At 54.9% G+C, this 24,447-nt stretch carries 12 protein-coding genes; 7 read left to right on the top strand and 5 right to left on the bottom strand.

Annotated features, from left to right (window positions below; translation table 11 throughout):
- Positions 1-49: 49 nt before the first annotated feature.
- Both IEN85_RS11380 and IEN85_RS11375 read right to left on the bottom strand, forming a co-directional pair.
- Complete coding sequence (locus IEN85_RS11380; RefSeq protein WP_191617211.1) at positions 50-1,486, bottom strand: BNR-4 repeat-containing protein; 1,437 nt, start codon at positions 1,484-1,486, stop codon at positions 50-52.
- A gap of 102 nt (positions 1,487-1,588) precedes the next feature.
- A complete protein-coding gene (locus IEN85_RS11375) occupies positions 1,589-4,246 on the bottom strand; it encodes a family 78 glycoside hydrolase catalytic domain (protein ID WP_191617210.1) in 2,658 nt (885 codons plus the stop codon).
- A gap of 419 nt (positions 4,247-4,665) precedes the next feature.
- Between IEN85_RS11375 and IEN85_RS11370 the strand changes: the two genes are divergently transcribed.
- The 3 genes from IEN85_RS11370 (at position 4,666) to IEN85_RS11360 (ending at position 11,351) form a co-directional block, all read left to right on the top strand.
- Positions 4,666-6,099 (top strand): arabinose isomerase, encoded by a 1,434-nt coding sequence (locus IEN85_RS11370; RefSeq protein WP_191617209.1) that lies wholly within the window; start codon positions 4,666-4,668, stop codon positions 6,097-6,099.
- Positions 6,100-6,154: 55 nt separating this feature from the next.
- Complete coding sequence (locus IEN85_RS11365) at positions 6,155-8,983, top strand: alpha-L-rhamnosidase (RefSeq protein WP_191617208.1); 2,829 nt, start codon at positions 6,155-6,157, stop codon at positions 8,981-8,983.
- A gap of 241 nt (positions 8,984-9,224) precedes the next feature.
- Positions 9,225-11,351, top strand: coding sequence for a DUF4955 domain-containing protein (locus IEN85_RS11360; protein ID WP_191617207.1), 2,127 nt, complete (start codon positions 9,225-9,227; stop codon positions 11,349-11,351).
- Between the two features lie 24 nt (positions 11,352-11,375).
- Here IEN85_RS11360 and IEN85_RS11355 read toward each other — a convergent pair whose 3' ends face one another.
- Positions 11,376-12,026 carry a response regulator gene (locus IEN85_RS11355; protein ID WP_191617206.1) on the bottom strand — a complete coding sequence of 217 codons (651 nt, stop codon included), beginning with the start codon at positions 12,024-12,026 and terminating at the stop codon, positions 11,376-11,378.
- Complete coding sequence (locus IEN85_RS11350; protein ID WP_191617205.1) at positions 12,026-13,945, bottom strand: histidine kinase; 1,920 nt, start codon at positions 13,943-13,945, stop codon at positions 12,026-12,028. The genes IEN85_RS11355 and IEN85_RS11350 overlap by 1 nt, the downstream gene beginning before the upstream one ends.
- A 279-nt stretch (positions 13,946-14,224) precedes the next feature.
- On the opposite strand from IEN85_RS11350, the gene IEN85_RS11345 reads away from it, so the two are divergent.
- Positions 14,225-16,612, top strand: coding sequence for an alpha-L-rhamnosidase-related protein (locus IEN85_RS11345; protein WP_191617204.1), 2,388 nt, complete (start codon positions 14,225-14,227; stop codon positions 16,610-16,612).
- Positions 16,613-16,801: 189 nt separating this feature from the next.
- Positions 16,802-20,053, top strand: a complete 3,252-nt coding sequence (locus IEN85_RS11340) for a glycosyl hydrolase (RefSeq protein WP_191617203.1) — start codon at positions 16,802-16,804, stop codon at positions 20,051-20,053.
- A 17-nt stretch (positions 20,054-20,070) separates the two neighbouring features.
- On the opposite strand, the gene IEN85_RS11335 is transcribed toward IEN85_RS11340, so the two are convergent.
- A complete protein-coding gene (locus IEN85_RS11335; RefSeq protein WP_191617202.1) occupies positions 20,071-21,159 on the bottom strand; it encodes a LacI family DNA-binding transcriptional regulator in 1,089 nt (362 codons plus the stop codon).
- A gap of 355 nt (positions 21,160-21,514) precedes the next feature.
- Here IEN85_RS11335 and IEN85_RS11330 point away from each other — a divergent pair, with 355 nt between their 5' ends.
- The gene (locus tag IEN85_RS11330) at positions 21,515-22,951 is read left to right on the top strand and encodes a sulfatase (protein ID WP_318186610.1); all 1,437 of its coding nucleotides are present in this window, start codon (positions 21,515-21,517) and stop codon (positions 22,949-22,951) included.
- A gap of 173 nt (positions 22,952-23,124) precedes the next feature.
- Complete coding sequence (locus tag IEN85_RS11325; protein ID WP_191617200.1) at positions 23,125-24,201, top strand: hypothetical protein; 1,077 nt, start codon at positions 23,125-23,127, stop codon at positions 24,199-24,201.
- The last annotated feature ends 246 nt before the right edge of the window (positions 24,202-24,447 follow it).

Genomic DNA, 24,447 nt, shown 5'->3' with positions numbered 1-24,447 from the left:
CGCCCTTGAACTGCCGCTCAAGGGGTCATCTCTGTTTTGTCAAAACACCTTACTTCTCGCGTCTTTGAGCCTCGCTCAATGCGCGCGTTACTGGCCCATCGTCCCCTAGAAGGTAGACGCGATGCCAATCCTCACCGGGTTGCTTTTCAGCAACGATCGCCCTAGCCTCCGGTGTGGAATTGCGGATGATCGAAGTGATCGCCCATCCTGCATTCTCGCGCCTAAGCACTTCGCGCCCCTTGGTAAAACTCGCTCCGCCATCCAAGCTATTCCACCAAGCGACTTGTCCGATGCCGTCTTCCTTGTAAGCGATCAAGAAGCGAATGTCTTGCGGTGAGTTCACGATAAAGTCACCCCGAGAGTCGACGTCAGGAGCGATGTCCGCCACTGGTTCGCCACCAACCCATTCCTCGCCTGTCCAGCGGAAATGCGAGGTCCGCTTCGGGCCGCCTGTTTTTTCCCCAAGGTCTTCTCCAATATTTGTGGCGATATGCGGATGCCCTTCCGAATCGAGGTGAACAGTACCATTAAAGGTCCACTTGTCACCCGTGCGTGCGGCCAAGGTCATTTCGTCCGCGTATTCGCGCGTGATCGGCATCTGCAGTTCCTCGCCCTGCACGTTTGTCCAAACGCCCGTCTTAGTATTGAAAACCATATAGTAAGCATCATGTCGTTCCGTAGTGTGCCCGCGGCCGTCTACTCCTGCGTTCATATCCCAGCAGAGATGATAATCGTAGGTCACGATGATTTCGTCGCCCTTCCCGCGGCCTACCCATGCATACCAGCTATCTACAGCATCCAAGTCGTCGCGCCGCTTGTGCTTTAAGAATGATACGGCGGGCGAAAAGGTGCGTCCATTGTCAGTAGATTTGTGATACACCCAGTCGCTACGATGCGCTCCATGCCGGTAAAAGAGATAGAGGTCGCCGTTGTCCATTTTGACCGCTTGATTGTAGGTGCCAAACGGGGGAATTGTATGCAAATCCTCCCACTCCGTAATGTCGTAGGGGCGTTTGGACACAGCGTGCCTATTTTCTCCGTAATGATGGTTTCCAAGCGGGTTTTCACCGTGCGCCCCCGGCGTCCCTCCGTGTCCGCCGTAAAACACGTGAATATAGCCAGCATCGTCCACGATCAGGGTCGGCTTTCCATGATTGTCCACTTTCTTGGCCCGATTCGGATCCTTTCCCATCACGCTCACGCCGGCTTGGACCGGTCCTTTCCACTCACCGGTTTCGTGATTGTAGGAGGCCACGTACGGATCTTCGAGGGGACCTTGATAGGCGAGGTAGGTAATGCCGTCGACGTGCTCGCCTGCAGGATGCTGCACCACCGCCAGCGGATTGCCCCATGCATCGTCGGCGAAATAGTCGACTTGGTTCTCATTAGCTGCAGGAACCTTTGCGGGCTTATCGCTGCAAGCCGCCAACGCGAAGCAGGCAAGGGTTAATGCCGGAATCGAAAATGTGGAGCTAAACCTTATCATTGGTGTAAACTGATTTCGTGTTTTGGAAGTTTCGAAGAAAGTCACAGAAACGGCCTAGTCGAAAAATGACGCGTTGATCTCTTGAATTACCTAGAACCTGAATCATTGTCCTGCGGGTCGAGAAAACGTATGTCTTCCAACTCCGACCTCTACTGTTTCACCATTCGGAAGTTCTACAACCGCAGATGTATTCGGTGGGATCACGACGGAGAGATCAAACCTGCCGCCCCCAAGCTGCCATGAGCTTTCGGCCAATCCGTAGGGAGTTTCCAAGGACGCCTTAGCCTGCGTCACTCCGCCGCCCGGTTCTGGAGCCACTTTAATCTTTTTGTATCCAGGCTCTAGTTCGGACAAGCCTGCCACCGTTTCATACATCCATTGCCCTACCGCTCCGTAGGCGTAGTGGTTCAAGGAGTTCATCTTTGCTCCGTTGAAGCCCTCCGACCGCGAGTAGCTGTTCCAACGTTCCCAAATGGAAGTCGCCCCTTCTCGGATTGAATAAATCCAAGACGGGTACTCTTCCTGCAAGGCAACCGTGTAAGCCAGATCCGTGCGTCCGAAACGGCTCAAAGTCCTGCAAATCAAAGCCGTACCCACAAATCCCGTACGCAAATGCCCGTTAGCCTCTTCTACCACAAGACGCTCTAGCTCTCGCATGGCATTCGCCCGGTCCGCTTCGGGCAGCAGGTCGAAAGCGAGCGCCAGCAAATAGGCCGTCTGCGTTTCTTTTCCGTCCTCCCGAGGAAGCATCACTCCGTCTTCAAAAAACGCTTTCGCAAAACGCTCGCGAACGGATTCCGCCCGCTTCGAAAATTGTTTCGCGTCGTCCTCGTAGCCTAGCGCCTCCGCGACATCCGCCAAGATGGCCGCGCTGCGAGCGTAGTAAGCCGTGCCGAGCAACGAACGACTGGTGTCACCTCGCAAGGGTCTATCGGTATTCTCCTGGAACGGTTGCAGCCAATCGTTGTATCCGTAATCAATCCACAGACCACCATTAGCCGACGTTTCCATATCGTAGTAGGAAACCCATCTGATCATCGCCTGGTAGTTGTCTCGTAGAATCTTATTGTAACCATACTTTTGATACATATCCCATGGTACAATCGTAATGGCGTCCCCCCAAGCTGGAGTTCCATGAGGTCGGCTTCGCACCCACATGACATCTGGAGCCACATCAGGAATCTTTCCAGTTGGGAATTGCCCATCCCTCAGGTCGCGACACCACTTTTCCAAAAAAGCCAAGGACTGAAAGTTGAAGGCCGCAGTGGGACCAAAGACTTGGATATCGCCCGTCCAACCAAGGCGTTCGTTGCGCTGCGGACAATCCGTTGGCACCTCCAAGAAGTTTCCTAGTTGGCTTCGTCTGATGTTCTGCTGCAACTGGTTCCAGTCTTCTACAGAGCTTCTAAACTCGCCCGTTGAAGCGACTTCGCTCGTAAGGACTAAACTCTTTACCCAATCCAACCGAGGTTCCTCTCCTTCCGGAATCCCAGAGAGTTCCATGTAGCGATAGCCATGAAAAGTGAAGCGAGGTGACCAAGTTGCGACACCGTCCTCGGCCGCGGTATAAGAGTCCGTCACCTTGGCCGAACGAAGATTCTCGTAGTGCGGTGTTCCATCCGGGTTGAGGGCTTCGGCAAACCTCATCTCAACGGTTTGACCTTTTTCCATCGGCATCTTCAACTCGGGCACGCCCACCAGATTCACTCCGAAATCAAAGATAATCGTCCCTTCGTCACCTCGTTTCCATGACAAGGGGGCAATCTTTTCCACCGCCTTTACAGAGGGTCCCGAATAGCTACTGATTGGAATCGCAAGGTCAACGTCGCGCGCAACGGCCGCTCGCCAGCCTGAGTCGTCAAATCCTACCTCATCCCAAGCCCCCAATGCGGCTCGGGCATCGTAGCTCTCGCCATCGTAGAAGTCGGCAAACTGCACGGCGCCCGTCACCACTTTCCAACTACTATCGGAAACGACCACATCTCGGCTACCATCCTTGTAATACAACTCCAGCTGGCATAGGAGAGCGGGAGTTCCACCATTTCGCTCCCTGCCCGCAAATAGGATATTGCCACTGTACCAACCATCCGCGAGCACCGCGCCAATGACGTTTTCGCCTTTCTTCAAAAGCTCGGTAACGTCTACTGTACGGGCGATGCGACGCTTGCGGTAGTCCGGCCATCCGGGACCGAAATAGCTGTCCGAGACTCGCTTCCCGTTGAGGGAAAAGTCGACGATCCCCTCAGCCGAGTAATGCAAGCGGGCTCGATCCAATTTGGGCTTGCTTTCAAACGCTTTGCGAAAATGCGGAGCCGGATCAATCTCTCCCGAGCGATCCTCCGGATCCTGGATCCACTTCCCTTTCCAATCATGCGAGTACAGCAGTCCGTACTCGACGCTAGCGACCTCGGACCAGTCCGACAAATTTCCATCCCCATCCCAGTATCGAACAATCCAGTACAATCGATCTCCGGTCCCAAGCTTCGCTCCCTCGTAATTGACAAACAAGTTCTGCGACGACGAACGCTGCCCACTCTGCCAAAGATCGGCTTTTCCCGGCAGCAACGAACGCTTCGTTGCGCAGCGGATTTCCCAAGCCGTCTGCTCCCCTTGCGGCAGCTTCCACGAAAACTGCAGTTCGCTTTCGCCATAGCCAATCGGGTCTTGCAAGAGAGGCCCGACGCTCAGCGAGTTCGCTGCCGGCAGTGAAAACAATTGTGGGGTCAGAAACAAACAGAGGTATAGTACGTATTTTATCATGTCGCGGTAAATGAAATTGCTGCAGTAAGCTGAGCTAGCGAATGCTGGGGTAAGTTTGGAGAATCGCATGAAATTCACCCAAGGTGAATCTTCCAATCTGACAAATGCGCAAAAACTTGCACGATTCGATCTGCGGAAGCTTTTCGATACGTATGGAATCAATCGCCGTTTTCCACAGAGCAAGGATCGGCCATTGCTAACTGTAGCATCTGGCAAGAGATACAGATTCTTCTCACCCCGCTTACCTCACTCATGCAAACTGATTACAATTTCCACGACCTGCCCCTTGGCCAAAGGAGCGACTCCGGGGAGCTAGGCTACTCGGCGCGGGAGGGCGGCAGAGAGTCTAAAGCGATGGTAGCCCCAATAAATACCGCCCCCACCCCCAAAAATCTCAGAAGAGAAAGCAACGTAAGCGCATGAAATCCAAACACACCTTCAAAGTAGGCCTCTTCGGTATCGGCCTGGAAGCCTACTGGCCGCAATTCCCCGAACTCAAAGAAAGCCTCGATCGTAACATGGAAACCATGGCGCAACGACTTTCTGGATACGGATCCGAAGTCGTCAACCTGGGCCTCGTCGACACCCCTGAGAAAGCGCTCGACGCCGGTCATGATTTCCGCAAAGCCGACGTTGATATCATTTTCCTCTACGTTACGACTTACGCCCTCTCCTCGACCGTGCTGCCCGTCGTACAACGCGCCAAGGTTCCCGTTATTCTCCTGAACATTGCTCCCAGCGCCAAGATCGACTACGAGAGTTTCAATAAGCTCGGCAACCGCACCCTCATGACCGGCCGCTGGCTCGAATACTGTTCGGCCTGCCCCGTACCCGAAATTTCCAACGTCTTCAATCGTACCGGGATCGAATTCCAGCAAATCACCGGCACCCTCGAGGAGTCCGACCCTTGCTGGAGCGAGATCGCAGACTGGGTTGCCGCCGCCCGCGTTGCTCACGGCATGTACCACAACCGCCTCGGTCTCATGGGCCACTACTACAACGGTATGCTGGACATTTACACCGACATTACCCAGCAGTGCGGTGTTTTTGGCGGCCACATGGAAATCGTAGAAGTCGACGAGCTTTCGGCTCTCCGTCGCGACGTTACGGATACGGAAATTGCGGAACGAGTCGCTCTGTTCCAGAAAGAGTTCGACGTGCAGCCCGACTGCGCCCCAGCCGAGCTCGAACGAGCCGCCCGCACCTCAGTCGCCCTCGACAGACTGGTCGCCAACCACGACCTCGGTTCCCTCGCCTACTACTACATGGGCACCGGAAATGAAGAAAATTTGGATACAATGAGTTCAGTCATCCTCGGCAACTCGCTTCTCACTGCCAATGGCGTTCCCGTCGCAGGAGAGTACGAAATCAAAAACGCCCAAGCCATGAAGATCATGGACCTCTTCGGAGTCGGCGGATCCTTCACCGAATACTACGCCATCGACTTCGAGGATGACATCGTCCTCCTCGGCCACGACGGCCCTGGGCATCTCGCCATCGCTCAAGGCAAAACCAAGGTCAAACCGCTGGACGTCTACCACGGCAAAGTGGGCGACGGCCTCTCCGTCGAAATGTCCGTCAAGCACGGTCCTGTCACCCTGCTGTCTTTAGTACAGTCTGGCGACGGCGAGCTCCGCCTACTCATCGCCGAGGCCGAATCCGAGTCGGGCCCCATCCTCGAAATCGGTAATACGAACAGCCGCTACCGCTTCTCCATTGGGGCCCGCGCCTTCGTGGAGCAATGGAATAGCCACGGGCCCGCCCACCATTGTGCCGTGGGCATTGGCCACATTGCCAGCAAACTGCAGAAGCTTGCCAAGCTCCTCGGCATCGAGGCCATCACCGTCTGTTAAGCAGATTTGCCAAGGCAACAATCCTTACCGTTTCCAAACCGGCTACCGAATCAAGATGTCCACATTTTCACTTTACGATCTTCGCTGCGAAAGCATCCAACAACCCATCGGCATACAAACAACAACGCCTCGTCTGAGCTGGAAGATCCGATCCAATCGCAAATCGGTTTTCCAAGCAGCTTACCAAATCCGCGTCGCCAGCGCCCCCGAGAAACTTGCCGAGGGTCAAGCCGACCTTTGGGATAGCGGACGAGTAGAAAGCGACCAGTCGCACCTCGTCTCCTATGCCGGAACGCTGCTTGCTTCACGGATTATCGCTTATTGGCAGGTTCGCGTCTGGGACAACAAAGGAGCCGAGGCCACTTCCGAGATCGCATTCTGGGAGATGGGACTGCTCAAAGCCTCGGACTGGTCCGCCAATTGGATCAATGCTGCCGCACGCGCTCCGAGCCAGGACCCACTGGTACTCGAGTGGTGCGAAAAAGTCGTCTACCAACCCATCGCCGATGGCGGCTACGAGCGCGAACGCAAGCTCGACGAAGTAGCTGTCGCCAAGCGTCCGGAGCGTATTCAAATAGTGAAGTCAGCTGAACCTGCCTGCTGGCTTCGTCGCTCCTTTGCAATCAAAAAGGCGATCACCCGCGCCCGTCTCTACTCTAGCTGCCTCGGTTACTCCGAGCTTTATCTCGATGGGAAGAAAATTTCAGACCGCGTTCTCTCCCCTTCTCAGACAGACTACGAAGTCAGAGCACTCTACACTATCGACGCTCTAGACGAACAACTTTCCAGAGGGGAACACGAGCTTCGCATTCATCTCGCAGAGGGCTGGTATGGCCAGAGTATGGGCTTTTTTGACCCACTGTTCCGCTACGGAAAACCGATCGCCCTCGCGCAATTGGAAATCGAATACGCTGATGGCACCCGCGAAACCATCGTGACTGACTCCCACTGGCAAGCTGCCACAAGCCAATTGCTCAAAGCAAACCTCTACACCGGCGAGGTCTGCGACGGCCGTATCGGCGACGACGACCTCACGTGGGGAAGCGTTTCCGGGCCAGAGGAGGACCAACCACTCCCACAACGCCTGGAAGCCCAATTGTTGCCCCCCACTCGCAAAGTAGATCGGGTAGAAGCGGTTTCGATCATCGAACAGGAACCAGGCGCCTACATCGTTGACATGGGAATCAACTTCGCCGGTTGGATCTCACTCTCCCTCGAAGCTCCACGCGGCACCGCCATCGACCTTCGCTATACGGAGATCCTCACGCCTGAGAATCAACTCGACTGGGACACCATCGGTCGCCGCGCCGTTGGCGCCTACCAGCACGATCGTTACATAACCAGCGGCCAGGGCCGGGAAACCTACGAACCTCGCTTCACGTATCACGGTTTCCAATACATCGAGATAAGAGGTCTCCCCCAAAAGCCTCAACTTGACGACATCGTTGGCTACCAAGTACGCACGGACTTCAAGCGAACCGGAGCCTTCTCCTGCTCCGACGCCTTCCTCAACAAGCTGCACGAGTGCATCCTCTGGACTTACGAAGCCAACTTCGTCGGTCTGCCCGCCGACTGCCCGCACCGCGAGAAGTGCGGTTGGCTCGATGCCTACAACACGGGCGAAATGGTCTATTACAACTGGGACATCGGATCGAGCCTTGGTAAGTATATCGAAGACATTCGCAGCTCTTCCGACCTCCTAGGTGGACTGCCCGGCAACATCGCTCCCGGTCGCCGCAACGGCATGTTCGAAGCCTTCGACTGGGGCATATGTACCATTCTGCTTCCGTGGTATAAATATCACTACACGGGCGACCTTCGCATCGTTGAACACCACTGGCAACACATGTTGAACTACTTGGAATTTGCCCACGAGAAGTATCCGAGCGGCATTCCTACCGGTTCCCTCGGCGACTGGTGCGATCAACCCGCCACCCTCGAGTTGTCTTTCACCCGTGTCGACGGCAGTCCGTTCAACTCCCACCCAGCCACCACCGCAGCCATGCACTACTTTTTCGCGGTAAAGGCGATGGCCGCGCTAGCCAAGGCGCTTGAGAAAGGCGACGAGTTGGTAAAAACCTTCGCCGAGCGGGCCGAAAGCATACGGCAAGCCATCAACTCGACCTACTTCCACCAGCGGGCCATGACCTTCAACAGTCAAACTGAGAACGCCCTAGCCTTGATCTACGGAGTGGTTGACGCCAACAACCGCCAAGCGGTAGCCGACCGTCTCGCCGAGGAAGTCGTACACGGCAACGGAGGTCACTTCAACGTCGGCGCCCACGGAGCCGGGTTCCTCTATCATGCCCTCAGCAACTACGGTCACGCCGATGTGGCCTGGGAGATGTTCCAGAAAGAGACGTACCCAAGCTACCGATACATGTTTAGCCAAGGAGCTACCTCGATCTGGGAAAACATGAGCCGATGGGATCCCATCAAGAAAACCACCTCAAAATCCCTCAGCCATCCCTTCCAATCTAGCTTTCACCACTGGTTCTACAACGCGATCGGCGGAGTGCAGGCCGCCCCGTCGACACCCGGTTTCAAGAAACTAATTTTCATGCCGCAAACCGTCGGGTTGCACATTGGAGCCTCCGCCAGCATCGAGACTCCCTACGGCACCGCCAGCAGCTCGTGGAAGCTTGAAGAGAGTGACTTCTCTTGGTCCATTGAAATCCCCCCAAATACGAGCGCCACCATCGTTCTTCCCAACCGTATCCAAGCGGCGACGATCGACGGAGAAACCACTGCATGGACCGAAAATTCAGTTTTGGGTACACGCTATCCGAAAACCCTGAAACTCAGCTCTGGAAGTTACCGCATAGCGGGAAAGGACGACGAATCTCCGCCTGCAAAGAGCGTCCCGAAACGCCTCGGTGAGTGATACAGCACAAAACGGATTCCCCTGGAGCGTCATCTCATCGCGTGACCCTTCAGTACGCCCACTATCTCCATAGGGATTCAGTCGCGTCTTCATACTGTTATGAATTTACAACCTTTGTGCGGAATACACCCGACGCTCCTACTGACGTGCTTTGCTAAAACAACGGCGGCTATCGTTTAGGCTCAATTCCGTATTCATGAAACGCATTTTATTAGTACCCTTACTGCTCGCCACGACTGGAATGTTACGCTCCGAAGAGCTGATCGAAGCTCCCTCTTGGGTCGAATTCAACCAAAACGCTCAGGCTGGCACGCCTTGGCAAAGCTCGTTGCGAGACTTTTCCTACGCCGGGTATCGTTTCTCAAATGCCCCCCTGCCTCAGTTGGACGATTGGCAGAGTATAGACGTTACCGACTATGGAGCGATACCTGACGATGGCCTTTTTGATGACACCGCGATCCGTGCGGCCATAGAAGCTGCCGAGTCATCTAATGGCCCGGTGGTGATCGACTTCCCTGCTGGGAGATTTCTCGTTGCCGACGAAGCGAACGCAAAGTCGCCTATCGAGGTAAACCGTGGCTATATCGTTTTTAGGGGTGTCGGCGCCCACGACAATGGCACGGAAATTTTCGCCGACTGGTCCGGTGGAGAAAACGATGAGGGAGTGCCGACGGACGGTGGCCCGTGGCGCTTCATCTTTCGTCCCGAGAATCGCACAACAGAGACAATTACTATACTTATCGAGGGCGTTCGAAAAGGTGAACGAGTCGTCACAGTCGACGATGCCAGCCAGCTCACGCCTGGCGATTCGGTAGACCTCGTTTATAACGACTCGCAAAGCCGGGAAGCAAATTTCCCAGGACTTGAATTCAATTCAGCCTGGAATTCGAGCAATAAAGGTATCCGCTCTTTCGAAAAACACATTATCTCTCGCGTCATCGGAAACCAGGTGGTTTTTGAAAATCCAGTTCAGCTCAACATCGAGCTCGACACCGGTTACGCTCGCCTCGAGACGCATCCGCATATTTCTGAAGTCGGCATCATCGGCATCCGCTTCTCCAGCGACTGGGCAAATCATCCAGATACCTTTTCGCACCACAAAAATGCCGTCGTAGACTACGCTTGGAACGCTGTCCTCTTCGAGAACGTAAGGGACTCATGGATACGTGATACTGAATTTCGTGATTGGAACCAAGGCTTGGCTATTGACCGTAGTATCGCGATTACGGTCAAAGATGTGGAATTCTCAGGAAAGCCGGGCCATTCTTCATACTACGCTCGCTACAGTTACGGGACGCTCTTCGAGAACTGCTTGAACACCGCGTCACACTGGCATGCTGCCGGGATGCGATGGAGCACGACGAGCACGGTATTCAAAAATTGTACATTGGGTGAAAAATCAGTCGACTGCCATGGCTACCATCCTTACGCGAATCTTCTCGACAACGTCACCAAGGGAAATTTCACCCGCAACGGAGGAGCCAAGAGCGCCTATCCAAACAGCGGGCCCGACCTAACCTTCTGGAACTTTGAAAAAGCGGGCGAAACGCGTTCAAACTATGATTTCTGGAACCCGACACAACAGCCCCTCTACACCTACGCTAGGCCGCTCTTCATCGGTTTTAGCTCCCCCGGAAAAACAGTCGGTTTCGCTAATGAGGGCTTGGACGAACTTCGCGAACAACAGCCCTATCCTCAATCCCTGTTCGAGGCTCAACTTCAAATGCGTCGCTACGGGGCCTACCATTCAGCATCTTCTTTTGTTTCGAACCACCCTCCAGTTCACGCGAACAACTTAAATCCCTCAGTCTACTGGGAATCTTCTCACGCTGGTCTTGGGCAATGGATAATGACCGACTTAGGAACTCCCTACGAAGTCCTAGGAGTCTACCTCGCTTTTGAGGAAATGAATATCGAAAAGCTACGAGTCGAAATCTGGGATGACTCCTCTTGGCAGAAAGCCTGGGAGGGAGAGGTTTCCGAGCAGGAAGCGCTACAACTCTATTTCGATAGTAAAGCGAACACCCGCAAGCTGCGCATGACCGTGACATCTATGAAGCAAGGCCACGAGTCCGAACCCCTTCGCATTCGGTCATTTAAAGCGCTCCAACACTTGGATACAAGCTCCAGTTCCGAAATCAATTTCTCTAGGCAAGGAAATGGAAACACCACTTGGTCCCTTATCGTTCGCGAAGGAAGCGATCCCGCAATATACGCACCAAGTGTTTTCGAATCAAAAGACCTGAGAGGCTGGATCGAACTCAATCCAGAAGCCACTTTCGACCTCGATACAAACAGCTGGACGCTCCCAATTGCCCGCCCGGTTGAGGCCACATTCTGGAGAGGGAACCGTAATCCTGGAAACTGAGCGTACAGTTTTTCAACTGAACTTCTAGACGAGCCCCTCCCGAACCGCTTTCGAAATTGCACCCGACAAGGTGTTAACTTGTAGTTTTTCGTATATCTTTCGCACGTAATAATCCACCGTGTGGGCACTGATGTCCAGCTTCTGAGCAACTTGCTTCTTAATTAAACCATCTGCTAAGTAAGACAGAATCTCCTGCTCTCTCTGAGTAAGCTTTGTCGCAGAAGCCTGTATTCGCACCTCGGAGAAAGCGGACAACACGTAACGAGCTACCTGTGGTGTCAGCGGCGAGCCTCCCTGATGCACCTGCACGACTGCATTAACGATCTCGCCGGGGGTAGAAGACTTGAGTAAGTATCCGGAAGCTCCTGACGCTATCGCTTCAAAAACCTTCGGTTTATCGTCGAACACCGTTAGCACTACGATGTTAACGGTGGGCAGCAGATCTTTCAGCTTCGGAATCGCTTGCAATCCGGAAAGACCAGGAAGTCCCAGATCGATGAGTATCACATCAGGTCGAGCTGAAGGAACGGACTTCAAGCGTTTCAACGCGCTCTCTGCCTCGCTAAAGTCCAGCAACGACGCGATCTCCGCTCGAGCCCGTAAAGCCATGGCAACCGTATCGCGGTAGTTCGCATGATCTTCAATCAACCAAACGGATAATTTTTCAGTACTCATCAGACAATCAAGGTCAGTTCGTTCCACGCATCAACAGATCTGTAAGACAAGGCTGCAGACAATTTCTCCGCTCGTAGCTTCAATCCTTCGGGAAGTTTTCCCGCTTCGGGGCGATTGCCGTCATCCGATATCCGCAAATGCATATTCTTATCTAATACACCGAGTGAAATCCTCACATGGGTCGCGTTCCCATGTCTAGCAAGGTTGTGCAGCGTTTCCTTATAAAAGAGCAGAAAATGATGCAATTTTTCCATGCTGAGCGCATCCGCACCGACTTCCTTTGATCCCTCGAAGGTAAACTCAGTCTCGGCAAGCAAGCGACTCGCAATGTCCTTCAGCCGCGCCGTAAGGCTTATGTTAGATTTCCGGACCGGATGAAGCATCCAGACAATGTCTCTCATGGATGCAGAAGTTTCTTTTGCAATGTCCACCAAGCGCTCTAAGGCAATGGCTTGAGGTGTACCCGTCGAACATTGCTCGCGAGCGCCTGCTGCCAAAATTGTGATGCTAGCAAGATTGCTTCCCACGTCGTCATGAAGGTCAGCTGCTATTTGGTTCCTCAAGTCCAGCATTTGTTTCTGACGTATCGACCTGTTGCGAATTAGGAGTCCCGCTACGAACAGTAGTGTCATACTTAATACAGTGACCACGATTCTAAGGAGCTGGGTAAATTCTTTCTGCTTCTCCGAGCGCCGAGCGAATAATAAAGCCAAGCGCTCTTCGAGTTGTCCTCTGAGGGCAAGTCCCTTCAGCCACTCCTGGAGCGGCAATATCTTGCCTCGCGTAGCATAGCCGTCGATCAAAGCTTCTTCGTTCCACTCCTCTAGGTTAAAAGTATGCAAACTGGAAGATACCACCTTTGCTTCGCGAGAGATGTTATTCCCATCAGAAAAAACTTCTATCTCCGCTAAGGCGAAAATGAAGCGAGACGGAATACTCTCGGGCAACCGAAGGGCTAGCAAGCGCACCGCGTCTACCTCTAGACTTTCAATCGAAAAATAGACTGGACTGTTCCCCGGTGGCGGGAACACACGCTCCGACCAATCCTCCACCGTGCGCCAGCCCTTGTCCGGCTCGCGTACCTCAAGGCGAAAATGGCTTGGAAAGCCGTAGTCTGTGCCGTTTGGCCAGAGGGAATGATATACTGGATACAAGTGAATACCGTGAATTTTTTGTGCGGTATTGAAATGTAATTCCACGAATTCCTTCTTATCGGCGCGCATCCGAACTGCAGCGTGCCAACCGCGACTCCGTGGCATTTTTTCACCACTTAAAATGGGCTGGCCGAACGTCGTTTGGCCATCGACCAAGAAAGACGCATCGAATAATCCCTCCCAAGAAATCGAATCACTAGCTTCTACCGGCCTGCCACTCGCCACATTTTGACCATTGGAAAATACGAAAAGCTCCGCAAAAGAGGCTGCGCGACGCATTCGCACTTGAGGGAAATCATGCACCTCGATTCGCACATAGCGTGCCTCGGCACCTTCCCCGTCAAACAATGCTGGATACCCGCTTGGGTCTGGAAAATCGTTTTCTCTCCCCGAATACAGCACGACCGGCTCCCTGAAATCTTCACTGACAGAACCCAAAATCTCGAAACGAGAAGGGAAACCGACCTGCTCCATCTCACGCTCCACATTCTGCATTCGCGTGGGAAGCAGGGCGATAAGATCGATCGGAAAAACCTCTCCCAAATCTACTGTAATCGACGAGCTTGAGTCAGCCTGCCGTTCCACGTAAATGCCAGCCGTTCCGCCCATCTCGCCGGGTTCCCGCACCGGCAAGAGCTTCAGCTGAGCCTCAATCGCGGAAATTTCCCGGTCGAGAGCGTTCAGGCTCTTCCCACGCATTTCCAGAAGAGAGAGAGAACTCAGTCCGAAAAGAAATAAAGATCCCCACCGCAAGTAGAGGAGCATTCGAGAAGGTAGGGATCGCTCTCCGAGCAAGCCACCCTGCAGGGTCAACCCACCGAGGCCGGATCGTAGATCTGTCCCTTCTCCAATCCATCGCAAGCGACGGGGTAAGTAAGCCAAAGGCAATAAACTGAGGATTAGAGCTGCCCTCACTACAAAACGCTACCGCATCATTTGATCTGAATCACGCTCCATTTACCACGCGATCGCGTAGTAGCGTAAAGAGCAGCGAATGCGTAACCTCCAACAAGCAGAAAGTCTTCACGCGTTCCCAAAACTGCCATGGAAAGAAATCCCCGTTCCCCCCTTGCTTCCCAATTTGCTGCGAAAATAGTTTTTGCCGTCATCGCTCTTCTTTTCGCCAGTACTCAAGCTGCTCGGGCAAACGCCGACTGGACTGACGCCCAATGGATCTGGCAAGCCGAAGACGGCCCTTCCAACACTTGGGTCGCCTTCCGCAAAACCTTCGATCTCGATGCCGTTCCCGAGCAAGTGATCGCCCACATCGCCACCGACACCAAGTACTGGCTCTGGGTAAACGGCGAGTTGGCCCTCTTCGAAGGCGGACTCGCCCGCGGCCCCGCCCCCGGCGACGGCTACTTCGACGAAGTGAATCTCCGCAACCACCTCCAGCCCGGCGAAAACACCGTCGCCATCCTTGTCTGGTACTGGGGCAAAACCGCCAAAACCCACGAATCCAGCGGCCAAGGCGGACTGCTCTTTTCCGCCGACCTCGGCAAAACCAAGCTCCGCTCCGACGAAAGCTGGAAGCTCACCGTCCACCCCTCCTACGACCCCGCCAGCGAGGGCCTTCACCGCTCCAACAACCGCCCCAACGCCATGGACGTCAAGTACGACGCCCGCCTCGCTCTCGGCGACTGGACCGACTCCGCCTGGTACCTCCCCGGCTACAACGACTCCGCCTGGCAAGCCGCCACCCCAAAGGGCCCCGCCTACTCCGACCCCTACGGCGACCTCGTCAAACGTCCCATCCCCCAGTGGACCGACTACGGACACGTCGATTACCTCTCCCTCAAAATCGGCGACGAATTCATAACGCTCCCCTACACCAACGACACCGAGGAAACCGTCACCCTCAGCGGCCGCCTTCCCCACAACCAGCAGATCACGCCCTTCATGACCGTCGACAGCCCCGCCGGCAAAACCATCGAAATCGGCATGGAGAACCCCTTCAACCTCATCGACGCCCAATACACCACCCGCGACGGTATCCAATCTTTCGAGACTTACTCATGGATGAACGGACACTTCGTCGAATACCAGATCCCACCCGGCGTCGAAGTCCAAGAACTCAAATACCGCTGGACCGCCTATGACGAGATCACCGGCACCTTCGAGTCCAACGACCCCTTCTTCACCCGCCTCTGGTGGATGGCTGCCAACACCCTGCAAATCTGCGCCCGCGACAGCTTCATGGACTGTCCCGACCGCGAACGTGGGCTTTGGATCGGCGACGTCGCAGACCAAACCGGCCCCGTCTTCTACACCCTCAACGAGCCCTCCCGCCTCCTCCTCAAAAAAGGCATCGAAAACACCTTCGCCTACCAATCCGGCGACATTATCCAAGGCCTCGCCCCCGGATTCGGCGACTACCGCGGCAAAAGCAGCGAACTCTGTGCCCAAAGCCTGCAATACATCGAGCAAGGCATCTGGCGCTACTACTTCCACACCGGCGACCGCGAAACCCTCGCCTACGCCTACCCCTTCATCGACCGCTACCTCAAGCTCTGGAAGATGGAGGAAAACGGCCTCCCCGAAGAGCGCCGTGGCTACGCCCGCTGGGTCGACTGGGGCCTCAACCCCGACCACCAGCCCACTCACATCGCTTGGTACTACATGGCCCTCAACTCCGCCGTCAAAATTGCCCGCGAACTCGGCATCGAAGACAACATCCCCTTCTACCAAGAACGCATCAAAAGCATCCAAGAAAACTACGCCAAGGTGTACTGGCGTGACGGATACTACGGCTCCGAGGGCAAAACTAAGGAAGAACGCGTCAGCGCCCTCACCGTCCTTACCGGCCTCGCTAGCCCCGACCAATACGACGCCCTGCTCGAAAACGTATTGCTCAGTGAATACAATGCCAGCCCCCACATGGAGTGGATCGTGCTCGAAGCCATCATGCTCACCGGCAACTACGAAGCCGGCCTCGAACGCATGAGAACCCGCCACGAAGACCAAGTGCGCGACCCCGATCTCACCACCCTCTACGAACGCTACGCCAACGACACCCGCCCCCGCGGCACCTACAACCACGCTTGGAACGCCCCCAACTATGTGCTCTCCCACTACATCGCCGGCATCGTCCCCGAAGAAGTCGCTTGGAAGACCTATAGCGTCCGCCCCAACCTTGCCCATCTAACCCACCTCAAGCAGATCGTCCCTAGCGTACAAGGCGACATCACCGTCGAGATCGAGGCCGTCAACAAAACCTACACTCTCGACCTCATCTCCCCGGAAGGCACCACCGCCCTCATCGGCATCCCGAAAGCAAACGTCACTCCCACCACCATCACCGCCAACGGCCAAGTCATTTGGAAAGATGGCAAAGCCAAAAAATCCAAAACCAAGATCACCCACCAAGGCGAAGATCAAAAATACCACCACTTCCAAGTCCCCCCCGGCACCTACAAAATCATCGCCAAATAACCCCGTAGGGGCGGGCTTTACTGCCCGTCCCGCCCAACCCAATCCCGCCCAAGCCGCATCAGAGGCTTCCCATCCAGGATCGCCATGTGTCCTCCATCCCAGTCCTGCCGAAGCCTTGGCGGAGAAGGAAGCCCGAAGGGCGACGGACGGATCCAGCGAACTTTCTCAATCAAATATCCGCGGTTAAAAATGCGAAGCCTGCTCATCCTACTCCTAATCTCCACCTTTATCCCCGCTCTATACGCGGAGCCTCTTCTCAAGTCCTTTCAATCCCCGCCGCACTCCGCCAAGCCACACACTTGGTATCACTTCATGGCGGGCAACATTAGCCGTGAGGGCATCACCGAAGACCTCGAGGCCATGGCCGACGCGGGCATCGGCGGCATCATCCTCTTTAACGTTACCATCGGGGTTCCCAACGGCCCGGTCACCTTCAATTCGCCCGAGCACATCGAGCTGACCGCCTTCACCGCCGCCGAATGCCAACGCCTCGGCCTCAGCTTCGGCATCCACAACTGCGACGGCTGGACCTCCAGCGGCGGCCCCTGGGTTCCCGTCGAGCACTCCATGAAGCGCGTCGTGTACCGCGAGCTCTTTATCGACGGCGGCACCATCGACCTTCGCCTCCCCAGCCCCACCATGCGGGGCGACTTCTATCGCGACATCGCCGTCATCGCCTACCCCTCCCTCGATAGCGAAATCGAACAAACCCAATTCCACCCAGTCGTCACCAGTTCCGCCCCCGGCTTCCACCCTCACATCGCGACCAACGGCAAACTCGACGAACGCACCGAGCTCTCCGTCTCCGACGAGGGCACCGCCTGGATCCAATGGGACTTCGGAAAACCCTTCACCGCTCGTAGCTTTTATCTGAATACAGAGAAGCAACGTCCCCGCAGGAAGTACTTCCTGCAAACCTCCAACGATGGGAAATCGTTCACCACCGCCCACGAGCTCAAACTCCTCCGCCACGGCAAGTACGAGTACAGCATGGATCACAGCTTCCCGCCGCTCACTGCTCGCTACTTTCGCTTCGTCACCGAGAAGGCGATGGACCTTGCCGAGATCGAACTCAGCGCCACCCAAAAATTCACGGAGCTCAATGGCCGCCTCAACATCATGCGCCACAACAGCCCGGGATTCCCCGTACTCGATCCGGTTGATCCTAGCATGATCATCGCCAAGGATAGCATTGTCGATCTCACTTCGCAAATAGACGCCAAGGGCCGCCTCAAAACGAAACTGCCCAAGGGCAGATGGACCGTCATGCGTTTTGGATACACCACCACCGCCGCCATCAACGATCCGGCATCCATCGCTGGCACCGGCTGGGAAGTCGACAAGTTCAGTCGCGAATCCTTCGAAGTTTTCTGGGAAGGCTACGTGCGCAACGTCATCAACGCCGTCAAGGAAGTCGCGCCCGGAGCCCTGCAGTACGTCGAAATCGATAGCTACGAAGTCGGCGGGCAAAATTGGACCAAAGGCTATGAGGACGAGTTCGAAAGACGCCACGGCTACGATATCACAAACTTTCTGCCGCTCTACGCCGGCCGCTACGTCGAAAGCGCCAACGCCACCGACCGTGTCCTCTGGGACATTCGTCGTTTCAACAACGATCTCATGTGCGAAAACTACTTCGACACCTTCGACGCTCTTTGCGAGCGGGAGGGGCTCAAAAGCATCCTTGAACCCTACGGCAACGGCCCCTTCAATCAACTCGACGCCGCCCGCAAGGCCGACATTCCCATGGGCGAATTCCACGCCTCCAGCCGAACCTTGCTCGATAGCGCCATCTCCGCCGGACACATCTACGGCCACAACATCATCTCCGCTGAAGCCTTCACCTCCGGGCCGCAAACCAACTTCGAAGCCCACCCCGGAAAATGGAAATCGGTCGGCGACCGTGCCTGGGCCCTCGGCGTCAACAAGTTCGTCTTCCACACCTTTGCCCACCAAGCCAACACCAAGGTCAAGCCCGGCATGACCATGAACGGCTTCGGCGCCCAAATCAACCGCAACCAAACCTGGTGGGAAACCGCCGGCAAAAGCTGGTTCCAATACATCGCCCGCGGACAACACCTCCTCCGCCAAGGCGTGCCCGTTTCCGATCTACTCGTCTTTGTTGGCGACGGAGCCCCTAACGGCATCCCCAACCGATCCGGCCTGGACGATCTCCCCAACCACATCAACTACGATGGCGTCAATGCCGACGTATTGATAAACCGGATATCCGTGAAAGACGGAAAACTCGTCCTCCCCGAGGGCACCCGCTACCACGCCCTCGTCCTGCGGAACAACAGGGAAATCACACTCACAACCCTGAAACGTCTCAACGAACTTTCTGAACAGGGAGCTCTCATCCTCGGCGCTCCGCCCAGACGCCTGGGCAACTATGCGCTTGCGGATGAAGACATCCAAACATTCGAAACCCTTGTATCCCAAATTTGGAGCCGCCCGACGACCAGCACCGAAAGCTCCTGGGAAAAGATCTATGCCGACTACAAGCTCCCCATCGACCTGAAGATTGAAAACGGCGAATCGATCAACTACGCTCACCGCAAGACGGAAACCGAAGACATTTACTTCTTCTATAACCCCGAAGCCCAAAGCCAAACCTTCGACTGCACCTTCAATGTCGACGGCAAGCTACCAGAGCTCTGGGACCCTGTCACCGGCGAAACCACCATCCCGCAAAACGTCACTCACGCCGAAGGGAAAACCAAACTCGCCGTTCCCACCGCCGCACAAGGTGCCATTTTCGTCATCTTCCGCAACGATGGTAAAAAGCAACGCGCGACTCCAGACCCCAGACCCCTCGAAAACATCCCCATCGACGGCCCCTGGACCGTCACCTTCCCCGAGCTGAAAGCTGGCCCGCAAACTCTAAGCTTCGAAGCCCTCACTGACTGGACCGATCACTCCATCGAAGGCGTCAAGCACTACTCCGGCACCGCCATCTACGAAAAGACCATACATCTAGACGAAAGTCACTTCGCCAAAAACCGCCACCTCACCTTGGACCTCGGGACCGTCGAAGTCGCCGCCCGCGTGCACTTGAACGACCAGCAAGTCGGAGCCCTTTGGACGCCTCCCTTCGCCATAGATATCACCGAATCCGCCCGCGTAGGTGAAAATAAACTACGCATCGAAGTCGTCAACCAATGGGCCAACCGCCTCATCGGCGACGAACAATTCCAAAACCTCACTGGTTACGACCTAGAGCCCCAGCTCAACCAAACCCTGTTGATCAAAGACCCGCAGCTGTCCTTCATCAATCGATACAAGATGGTAGATTGGTACACCGCCAACGAGCCCGCCCCGATCGGCGAGCGCTCGACCTTTGTCGCATACCCCTTCTTCAAGAAAAGAGCTCCCCTCATACCGGCAGGCCTTATCGGTCCTGTCCAAATCCACACTTCAACAATTTTCTTCGACCGCTAAGGCCAGCTAACGAGAAATCACCGGTACTTCAAAGTTTCGCCACGATTCCAATAACCGCTGACCGTGACGTGACGAGGAGTGGCGTACGGCAGGGATTCGCTTCGATGAATGCGTTCAAGCAGCATATCTATCGCAAGTTTTCCGCAGGTTTCAGTATCTATCACGATACCGCTCACAGGTCCGCCCTCTTCGACATTGGTGATTGCGGCGACGCTCACATCCTCAGGAACTTGAAGACCTAGCTGTCGTACCCACTTTAATACAGTGTAGGGCTCGATACTAAGAATTGCCTCGGGTTGATTGCGAACAAACCATTCTCGAAACCCTTCAAAGGTGGGCGAAGGATCCTGCCAAATGTCGATAGGCTCCAACTCCTTTTCCGCCTGCTCCATGTGATAAGCGGCCGCCCAACGATTGTGGCGGGAAAAGACAAATGACTTCTCCATCGTGAAACCGATGCGACTAAAGCCCTGGCTCTTCAGGATCCTCAGAACCTCCTCCATGTTTCCGTAGTAATCGCTAGATAACCAGTCTGAGCGGGGAGCTAGCTCGCGACCACCGAACGAGACAATAGCGAGGTCTTTCCACTTGTATTCAAGTTTTGGACTCCATTGCCCTTGCGAGATCAACACTGCTCCGCGTATTCCACGGCTGCAAATGATCTGGTTGAGTCGCATTGCAGTCATCGCTCGATCGCCAATCCAGAAGAGCTCAGTCTTAAATCCGAGCTCAAGGGCATAGGCCTGGCATCCTTCGATAAAGCGTTTGAGATTATATCGCTCTTTCCAGCTGTTCTCCTCCCTAGACGGAATCACCAACGCCAGAACAGGAGCATCGCTAGGCTCTCGCCCATGACGCCGGGCCGCCATCAAAGCGGATACATAGGGGTCCGCTTTATAGCCGATTCGACGCGCAGCGTCTAAAACGCTTTGCCGCGTAGCCTCCGCGACTTTCGGCGAATTGTTCAGGGCAAGCGAGACAGTAGCCCGGCTGATGCCTAGCTCCTTTGCGATATCAAGCATGCTAACTTTCATCGATATAATTCGTAGTTCTGGAACGGTGGCTTCGGCTGCGGATGTTAGAAGCGGATTCCACTTGTAGCTCACCAATCACGAGCGTTACGAGAATGAAGTGAATATCTTTGCCCTCAAATCGCCACCCCGCCCCAAGGGGTCGACTCCGTCGATCGCGGAAGACCGCGACGGGGCATCACGGCGATTTGCCCCTTCGGACTCCGGGGCTCGATGTACCGAACGAAGTGAGACGCTCGTCGCAGTAATCAGCAACGCCACAAGCGGCCGAGAACGTACCCGCTGCGATTCAACGATGCTAACTTTTGGAAGCTGTGAAAGCCCTAGGAGAGAACCTAACTCTAACTCGATGGGATGCCTGCCTATTGGGCAACGTCCCCTATTTGCCGCGCAAAATAACAGCCATTCCAATTAACCCCATTTCCGAAAAATGCCGCATATGAGAATGATAAAGACAGTGGTGCTTTGCCTGGCCCTTTGGCCATGCTTGAGTAGAGCTTCCAACAAACCGAATATCGTATTCATTATGGCAGACGACCTTGGGTGGGCCGACGTGGGCTACCAAGGAGCAGAGTTCTACGAAACGCCAAACATCGATTCGCTCAGCGCCTCCGGCATGACCTTCAGCGACGGCTATCCAGGAGCCGCTAATTGCCTGCCTTCCCGCTCCTGCATCATAAGCGGGATGTACACGCCTCGAACAAAGATGTACCAGCCCGGCCGGGTGGCGAAAGGCCCCGCGGAACTGATGAAGCTTCTGGTGCCGAACCAGAAGGATGCCAAAGGAGACGGAACCATCGAGTCCACAACCCATCTGGATCCTTCAACCGAGTCATTGGCGAGGATCCTGAAAGCAGCCGGTTATCAGGCGATTCACCTCGGCAAGTGGCACCTCGGCAGCACGGGCCAGGGATTTGATATAAATGATCTCGACGGTCGCGGGGCAGGTCTCGAGATGGATAATCGGCTTTACGGCGACAAAGACGTGGCCGAGTGGATCACCGATGCAGCCATTGGGCATATTAAAGACAGTGCAGCGAACGACAATGAGGACCCTTTCTTCCTCTACATTAACCACTGGGATGTGCACGTCCCCATCAATGCCCGGGCGGCTGTTGTAAAGAAATACCAGAACAAGCTGGGAGCCAAAGAGTGGAGCAGGGATTGGGATCCCGTTTACGCAGCAATGATCGAGGCCGTCGACACTTCCGTCGGTCGGATTCGAAAAGCCCTAGATGCCTCAGGCTTGTCGGAAAACACCTTGATCGTCTTTACTTCCGACAATGGAGGGCACGCGGGAGCGACTTGGAACGACCCTCTCAAAGGCTCCAAGGGAAGCTTCTACGAAGGGGGAATTCGTGTGCCGCTTATCATGAGCTGGCCAGGAAAAATCGAACCCGGAAGCGTTTGCCAAACTCCAGTCACCGGAGTCGACTACATGCCAACATTCGCAGAACTAGCGGGAGCTGCACTTCCAAGCTCCCAGCCAGTAGACGGCGTTTCTCTCGTTCCCTTGATGAAGGGTGACCCAATCCCAGAACGTTCGATCTTTTGGCATTACCCACTCTATCTAAACAGCAGGCTTCAAGTGAAACCCGTTTTTGGCACGGAACGGATGTACTGGCGCACGACGCCGTGCAGCGTTGTACGAACCGGCGACTGGAAGCTGATGCAATTCTTCGAGTCGGACGCCCTCGAGCTATATAATGTGAGGGAAGACATCGGAGAACAAAACAATCTGGCCGCTCAATATCCAGAAAGAGTCGAACGAATGCTCGGAACACTCCAGTCTTGGCAGCGCGAGACGAATGCCGATATCCCCACAACCCTAAATCCTAGTTTCGATCCGAATTTCAACACGAGATAGAATCGGCTCAAACCATTCGGCCCTTCTCGACAGGATCGACCTGGAGGCGGACGATCCAATTCCATATGTATTGAATGCACGATTAATTAAATTCGTTGGATTGCGTACAATCGAATTGAACACTGCGCTTTTACGCACCCCCAGCGTGCATTCGTCCAGATCGGTCCGAATCAATGAAACGTTTCATCACCCCACTCGCCCTCGCAATTGTCTCTCCATCCATCGGTCAAACGCTCTACCACGAGTCGAACGGCATCGTCATAATGGAAGCCGAAAACACCGCGTCTCCTCTAGGACAATGGATAAAGGAAAGCTCCGATCCAAACTTTACGGGCGAAGGCTATCTTCGATTCGATGGCAACATCTACACCCACGGCCCCGCCATTTCACCCCTTGAGTACCAATTCCGCATCCATACCCCCGGCCTCTACTACCTGCAACTGCGCTGCGCCGAAACCAACCAAATCATCGACGGCGAACATCGGGACGACGTATCCAACGATTGTTACGTGCGGGTAGACGGCGACTACGAGGCCAGCCCCAATGCGGGCGACAACCACACGGACGACGCCCCACTCTCGCTCCTGAAAAACAACACCAAGTTCTTCGGCGGCAAAAACGACGGCAGCTTCGTATGGCAGGGTGGATACGAAAACAACTTTCAAGGACGCCTGGATCCTGGCGGCCACCAAAACAAGCGGGTCGCCATCTACAAATTCAAAGCCGGCGAAACCTATACACTCGTCATTCACGGCAGATCTAAAGCATTCAAGATTGATCGTATCGCATTCAACCATGCGGAGCTCCCCGACTCTGCCGTACGGAGCCTCACCCTTGCCGAAACCGTAACGCCTCCCACCACCGCTCTCGAGGAGTGGAGAATGCTGCACTTCGGCACCAAAGAAGGCACCGGCAACGCGGCATCCACATTCGACGCCAACAGAGACGGCGAATCCAACCTCCTGGAATTTGCCACCGGCCAGGACCCCTTCGCCACGACCGTCGCGGAAAAGGACATCTCAATCAACGGAGAAACCATCGAACTCCGCTACTCCCGGGCCCTAGACGCGGTAGAGAGTGATCTCCTCTTCACGGTTTTCTGGTCCGAGACGCTCCACCCGGAATCCTGGTCCACCGCAGGCGTTAGCCAATTCGTCGAACAACAATCAGATGGAATTCAAACGGTTCTCGCCACCATTCCCATGGAAGAGTCAAAACGTAGACTCGCCCGACTCTCCGTATCCGAATAATCTTTACAGGATTATCACAGAGCAAACTCGTTTCAACGAACACCCAAGGAGCACTCCTAAAAGGACCGAGCGCTTTTGCCAAAAGGAACCGATAAGCAGGGGAGATGGCCTGACAACAAAGCGTAACGTCGGCTTTGGGGCCGCGCCCACGCGGCAATTGATTCCCAAATCAATCAACTTTTGTAGTCATGCATTAGCAGGTTGCTCTTCCCTCGACGCCACCCTCGCGTTCCCTAATTTCCTTTA

Source organism: Pelagicoccus enzymogenes (genome assembly GCF_014803405.1).
GTDB lineage: Bacteria > Verrucomicrobiota > Verrucomicrobiia > Opitutales > Opitutaceae > Pelagicoccus > Pelagicoccus enzymogenes.
The sequence above is the reverse complement of the archived record's forward strand: the minus strand, read 5'-3'. Positions and strand labels throughout refer to the sequence as shown.

Bases quoted from the DNA above. Each gene is read 5' to 3' on its own strand.
- IEN85_RS11380 (WP_191617211.1), bottom strand. From the start codon at position 1,486: ATGATAAGGTTTAGCTCCACATTTTCGATTCCGGCATTAACCCTTGCC.
- IEN85_RS11375 (WP_191617210.1), bottom strand. From the start codon at position 4,246: ATGATAAAATACGTACTATACCTCTGTTTGTTTCTGACCCCACAATTG.
- IEN85_RS11370 (WP_191617209.1), top strand. From the start codon at position 4,666: ATGAAATCCAAACACACCTTCAAAGTAGGCCTCTTCGGTATCGGCCTG.
- IEN85_RS11365 (WP_191617208.1), top strand. From the start codon at position 6,155: ATGTCCACATTTTCACTTTACGATCTTCGCTGCGAAAGCATCCAACAA.
- IEN85_RS11360 (WP_191617207.1), top strand. From the start codon at position 9,225: ATGTTACGCTCCGAAGAGCTGATCGAAGCTCCCTCTTGGGTCGAATTC.
- IEN85_RS11355 (WP_191617206.1), bottom strand. From the start codon at position 12,026: ATGAGTACTGAAAAATTATCCGTTTGGTTGATTGAAGATCATGCGAAC.
- IEN85_RS11350 (WP_191617205.1), bottom strand. From the start codon at position 13,945: ATGCTCCTCTACTTGCGGTGGGGATCTTTATTTCTTTTCGGACTGAGT.
- IEN85_RS11345 (WP_191617204.1), top strand. From the start codon at position 14,225: ATGGAAAGAAATCCCCGTTCCCCCCTTGCTTCCCAATTTGCTGCGAAA.
- IEN85_RS11340 (WP_191617203.1), top strand. From the start codon at position 16,802: ATGCGAAGCCTGCTCATCCTACTCCTAATCTCCACCTTTATCCCCGCT.
- IEN85_RS11330 (WP_318186610.1), top strand. From the start codon at position 21,515: ATGCCGCATATGAGAATGATAAAGACAGTGGTGCTTTGCCTGGCCCTT.
- IEN85_RS11325 (WP_191617200.1), top strand. From the start codon at position 23,125: ATGAAACGTTTCATCACCCCACTCGCCCTCGCAATTGTCTCTCCATCC.